Raw genomic sequence first — 5,238 nt, 5'->3', positions numbered from 1 at the left:
GCACGCGCCTGGTCATCCACGCCGACCACCGCGGCGAGGTAAGACAGGTACCCGGGCACGAGAGGGACGACGCAGGGCGATGCGAACGACACCAACCCAGCCAACGCCGACACGAACACCGCGAGGAGCACGTGACCAGACGTAGCGATAGCGGTGACACCATCCACGACGTCCGACACCCTCCGCATCCACCGTGTCCGAACCTACTCATCTACCACGCAGGTCCGCACCCATGCTGCCGCACCCGACGCCACATCATCTACTATGAAACTACGTAGCAACAAATCGTCGTCAGCCGCCGCGAGCATCGGCCGGCGACCAGTGGAAGGGAGAAGGCCCGCATGCGGTGCCCGCCACCCAGGCCATTAATGGCCATGATGACGGCCGCACTAGCGGCTGTGACCGTGCTGACCGCGCCGTCGGCCTCCGCCGAGCCACAAATACCCGTGCCCACACCCGGCGACCCCCTCACGGTCCCCGACTCGACAGCGCCGAATCCCTTCCTCCCTCCGCTATCCGGCCCATTTCCCGGCCCGTCGTCAACGGCCGCCGAGGAGACACCCGCCGGCCAGAACCCAGCGCCGTACCTCGGCCCACCGGTCTTCGCTCCCCCCACGTTCAACCCGACGAACGGCTCGACGGTCGGCGTCGCCAAACCCATCATCATCAATTTCCAACGGCCGATCGCCGACCGCGCGCTGGCCGAGCGAGCCGTCCACATCTCCTCCACCCCCGCAGTCCCCGGGAAGTTCTACTGGATGAGCGCAAACCAACTCAGATGGCGGCCCATCGACTTCTGGCCCGCCAACACCACGGTCAGCATCGATGCCAGCGGCACGAAATCGAGTTTCCGCACCGGCGACTCGTTGGTGGCGACCATCGACAACGCCACCCTCCAAATGGAGGTCATGCGCAACGGCACACTCGAGAAGACGATGCCGGTATCTTTGGGGAAGCCCGGATACGAAACGCCCAACGGCACCTACTACGTGCTCGAGAAGTTCGCCGACATGGTGATGGACTCCTCCACCTACGGTGTGCCGGTCGACTCAGCTGAGGGTTACAAGCTCAAGGTCCAGGACGCGGTGCGCATCAACAACGCTGGCATCTTCGTTCACGGTGCGCCATGGTCGGTGGCTGATCAGGGTAAACGCAACGTCAGCCACGGCTGCCCTAACCTGAGCCCGGCGAATGCGCAGTGGTTCTACGACAATTTCGGCAGCGGGGACCCGGTCGTCGTCAAGAACTCCGTCGGCATCTACGACGAAAACGACGGAGCCCAGGACTGGCAGATCTGACGTCTAAGCGGGCCTAAGATTGGCCTAAGACGCCTCCGCGTCGGCGCCAGCGACACCACTAGCCGCCCGAATGGCGAGTCGATCTGCCTCGTCGATCCCGAGCGCCGGGGAACGCATGGCGCCGGCGGATCTGATCAGCGTGTCGGGCATTGCACAGTGGACTGTGTCTGCGCATCTGGCCTGCCTATTCCATGCGGCCTGATCACCGGGCGCCGGGATGGCCAGCAGATGTTCTACTCCCTGAATCGCCCAGAGCCGATGGACCTGTTCGCGTCGGCGGAATCGCTGCTGGCCGCCACCGGCAACCAGGTGGTGCTTTGCCCTGCGTGCGGAGCCAACGCGACAAAGAATGCAACGGTGACCAAGCTGTGACCGTCACCTGCGGTTGCGGGGTCAACGATGGGGCCGACATCGACAGACGGGCCGAGGAGCACGAAACCGAATATCCCTATGGCAGGTTCGCGATTCGCGTCCGTCGCGGGCGTGTTCTCGCTGCGCTGATCGCCCGGCGTCAGGTGCAGCGCCGACGGTCCTTCTCACGTTTGGAACCGGTCCAGCGCATTGCTCGCCCGGGCCGTGCTGTTGCCGCCGCCCACGGATGACCAAAGCCTTGTTTGGGTCCGGCCCTAGACTATCGCCGCGATACCGGTGGGGGTATTGTAGATTGGGGCCGAGGCAAAAGCCTGCAAGGAAAGTGATCGTTGGTCGATGCCGTTCCACGGAGCCAGGAACTTCACGGGTTTCCGCACTTTTGGCGGGCATATTGAGGCACATCGGCCCTACCGTCGGGGCACCCTGCCAGTTCATCGTGGTGCCAGGTAAGACATTTCCCGGCCAGTCAAGTGAAAGGGTTTCGCAACCATGATGTACGGCACGGACGGCTGCATGTGGGGCGGTTGGGGGTGGAGCGGCTGGATCCTCATGAGCGCGGTGATGGTGCTGTTCTCGGCCGCCCTGATCACCGCGGTCGTGCTAACCGTCCGGTATCTCGCCGGTAGCGATACAGAGCGCAACCGTGCTGATTCAGCAGCCTCATTCCGGTCCGAAGATGCTTTGGCACAACGGTTTGCGCAGGGTGACATCGACGCGGATGAGTTTCGGCGGCGAATGACGCTGCTGCGCGAAAGCCAGGAATCACGATGACTCAAGTGCCGCGGGCTCGCCGACGGCGGATCGTGCGGTGCCGGTCGACCGTGCACCTCAAGAATCGGATACAGCGAAGGAGATTGGAAGCATGACCGATACACCTGAATCGACAAGTGAACGAATCGCCGGGGCCGGAGAGCGCAGAGGGGTGAACCACGCCTTGGCGTGGAGTGGCATCGCCGCCGCAGCAGTGTTCATCGTTGCAGTTGTGTTCTTTTCCGGGTTCTTCATCGGCAGGGCCACCGACGGTTTCGGCGGTAATCGGGGGCAATGTCAAGGAACGCCCGGCATGATGGGGCCCGGCATGATGGGCCCGGGCATGATGGGACCGCAGGGCTCGTGGTCACCGGGGAACATGGGGCCTTCAGGCCCTTGGGGTCCCGGCCAGTGGCAGCCGCCGACAACCACGCCGACTACACCCCGTCCGTAGCGCACAAGAGCCTATTCACGCTGCGGTAGGAGCAATCTCAGACTGTCTCGTTAAGTCGGCGATCGTCGGGCACGAAGCCGCCAATGCCTTAAGACGGAAGCAACTTGCACCAAGCGTTCGCCGACAACGCGAATTCCCACGACATGTAGAGCACGAGGAGATCATCGGATATGACCGGAATGAGCAGGCGAGCGGCGCTGAGAATGCTGGCCACCGGTGGGGCCCTCTTCGGCCTGGGGTATGTCTTGCGCAACATTATCGACATACCTGTCAGCCGTGCCCAACCCGGGATGGGTGGCGCGACCGGTATGGATATGCGCGCTTACATGAACATGTTCATGCGGCATCAGGAGCTTCGACGCACCGTCGAAGAGATTCCCGGCGGGGTGCGCACCACCACCGAATCCGACGCCGCCGACCTCGTCGCCGAACTGCAGGCCCACGTCTCGTCGATGTATACCCACCTCGATCAGGGCAGTGAAGTCACCTGCATGAGCTCAAGCCTGCCCACCCTGTTCCGCCGTGCTGCCGATTATCAACGTCAGATCACGCTCACAGCCAGCGGCGTGGTGGTGGTCGAAACCTCCAGCGACCCCGAGCTGACCAGCGCCATTCGCGAACATGCCCGCGAAGTCACCGGATTCGTCGTCGAAGGGATGCCGGCGATGATGAGCGGAATGATGGACGGCGGGATGATGGGACCTGGCATGGGTCACGGAATGATGGGTCCCGGCATGGGTCACGGCATGATGGGACCGGGCCGCTGAACCGAAGCACGCACACCCATCAGAGACGGATCCGCCACAGGCACTGGTAGTCGCCGCAGCACGGCACAGCGGGAGAGCAAGCCAAGGCTCGTACCGAAATTGGCCTCCCCCCGCGAGTGAACGCTTACACACCGTGTCCGGGCTCCTCCGCCGCCTCGTTGCGGCCCTCCTCCTAGGCCAGCGCAGCCGATTCCCGGCGTCAAGAACAGCCAGGCGTACGCGGGGGACGGCGGGCTCGCCAGCGCGCCCCCGACCAGTCAGCGCGCGATGTGGACACTTCCCCGTACTCAGTCCCTCCACTAGTTAGTTAGTCAGTTGGTAGTACAGGACGTCGAGAAGCTGGCGGTCGTCGTGCAGAAGCTCGTGAAGGTGCTCGCCGGTCATGTCCGCTCCTAACCGGGACGGTACGTTTATGCGTCGATAGATATCGATAGGCAAGGCGTCCGATACTTGCGACGGCCCGACCGGTCTCGTCTCGCGCGAATAGTATTGATGGCGAACACCATTCGGGAGCATGTGGTGAACTTCGGCCCTTAGCAGGAGGTTGAACGAGTCGACATCGGTGCAGCCCCCCGCCCGCTCGTCGGGGACCTCAGCGTGCCCAAAGGGACCGCGACCTCACCCAAGAACGACTGAATGGACGCCGAATCCCCGTCACCAGATGATGTGCTCATATCGCCAACGCGGTCTGCGAATTGGCGTAGACAGGCCGTCGAACAGAAGTAGAACCGGTAAGTGTCCTCCTCATGCGTGATCGTCAGCGATTGTGCATCTGTCGAGACGTGCATCCGACATATCGGATCGACGTGCTCCTGGTGGCGGGTTCCGACGTCGAGGGCGAACGCTTCCACCAGCGCACCGACATTCCGCAACCGAAGCGAGCCCAACGACGTCGTCGCGAGAAGATCCGTTCCCCGAAGCGCGGAAGCGGCGTCGGCGTTGCCGACGATTTGGCCTGGCCGGGCGACGGCGGCCAGTCTGGCTGCGGTGTTGACCGTCGACCCGAAGACGTCTCCGCGGCGCTTCACCACCGCCCCGGCACAGATGCCTGCGCNCTGGCCGGGCGACGGCGGCCAGTCTGGCTGCGGTGTTGACCGTCGACCCGAAGACGTCTCCGCGGCGCTTCACCACCGCCCCGGCACAGATGCCTGCGCGCAACAACGGAAAGCCGTCGATACGCCGGGTTTCGTCGTGGAGTCGCCGAAGGAAAGCCAACGCCGCGGCGGGGTCCGAACTGGTGATCATCACGGCATCGCCGAGGGTCTTGATCATCTCGTCGCCGGGCCCGAGGACCCTCGCGGCTATGGTGGCGAACCGGTCCGCCAGTTCGGCAGCACGATGATCACCGTGGGCCTCGGTGAACGCCGTGAACCCCGCGATGTCGACGAAGATGACCACAGTGTCGACGTCGGCATGCTCGAATTCATCTGCAGCGCTGAACGGGTCGATCGTCATGGCGTCTCTTCTGCACGCTCAACGCGCGGCGCTGCTGGGTTTATCGACTGCATCGGCATCCCGAGGAGGCGCAACGCATTGGCGACGACGATAAGAGTAGAGCCTTCGTGAATGAGCACGGCGGGACCGATGCCCAGACCAA

The 5,238-nt window shown here is 63.6% G+C and carries 5 protein-coding genes and 2 pseudogenes; 5 read left to right on the top strand and 2 right to left on the bottom strand.

Annotated elements, in window-relative coordinates:
- A pseudogene (locus tag H7I57_RS32785) lies at positions 1–167 on the bottom strand (cytochrome c biogenesis protein CcdA); the annotation flags it as partial.
- A 174-nt stretch (positions 168–341) separates the two neighbouring features.
- On the opposite strand from H7I57_RS32785, the gene H7I57_RS32780 reads away from it, so the two are divergent.
- The 5 genes and pseudogenes from H7I57_RS32780 to H7I57_RS32760 all read left to right on the top strand — a co-directional run bounded on the left by H7I57_RS32780 (position 342) and on the right by H7I57_RS32760 (position 3,641).
- Positions 342–1,298, top strand: coding sequence for a L,D-transpeptidase (locus H7I57_RS32780; protein WP_011767876.1), 957 nt, complete (start codon positions 342–344; stop codon positions 1,296–1,298).
- A 127-nt stretch (positions 1,299–1,425) separates the two neighbouring features.
- A pseudogene (locus H7I57_RS34030) lies at positions 1,426–1,670 on the top strand (ArsR family transcriptional regulator); the annotation flags it as partial.
- 489 nt (positions 1,671–2,159) lie between these two features.
- Positions 2,160–2,441, top strand: coding sequence for an SHOCT domain-containing protein (locus tag H7I57_RS32770; protein WP_011767874.1), 282 nt, complete (start codon positions 2,160–2,162; stop codon positions 2,439–2,441).
- 91 nt (positions 2,442–2,532) lie between these two features.
- The gene (locus H7I57_RS32765) at positions 2,533–2,874 is read left to right on the top strand and encodes a hypothetical protein (protein WP_081437717.1); all 342 of its coding nucleotides are present in this window, start codon (positions 2,533–2,535) and stop codon (positions 2,872–2,874) included.
- Between the two features lie 170 nt (positions 2,875–3,044).
- Positions 3,045–3,641, top strand: a complete 597-nt coding sequence (locus H7I57_RS32760; RefSeq protein ID WP_011767872.1) for a hypothetical protein — start codon at positions 3,045–3,047, stop codon at positions 3,639–3,641.
- 533 nt (positions 3,642–4,174) lie between these two features.
- Here H7I57_RS32760 and H7I57_RS33940 read toward each other — a convergent pair.
- Positions 4,175–4,669 (bottom strand): hypothetical protein, encoded by a 495-nt coding sequence (locus H7I57_RS33940; protein WP_372510500.1) that lies wholly within the window; start codon positions 4,667–4,669, stop codon positions 4,175–4,177.
- Positions 4,670–5,238: the final 569 nt, after the last annotated feature.

It is taken from the genome of Mycolicibacterium pyrenivorans, from assembly GCF_025821625.1.
GTDB lineage: Bacteria > Actinomycetota > Actinomycetes > Mycobacteriales > Mycobacteriaceae > Mycobacterium > Mycobacterium pyrenivorans.
Note: the sequence above shows the minus strand (reverse complement) of the source record. Positions and strands in the feature narration are given on the sequence as shown.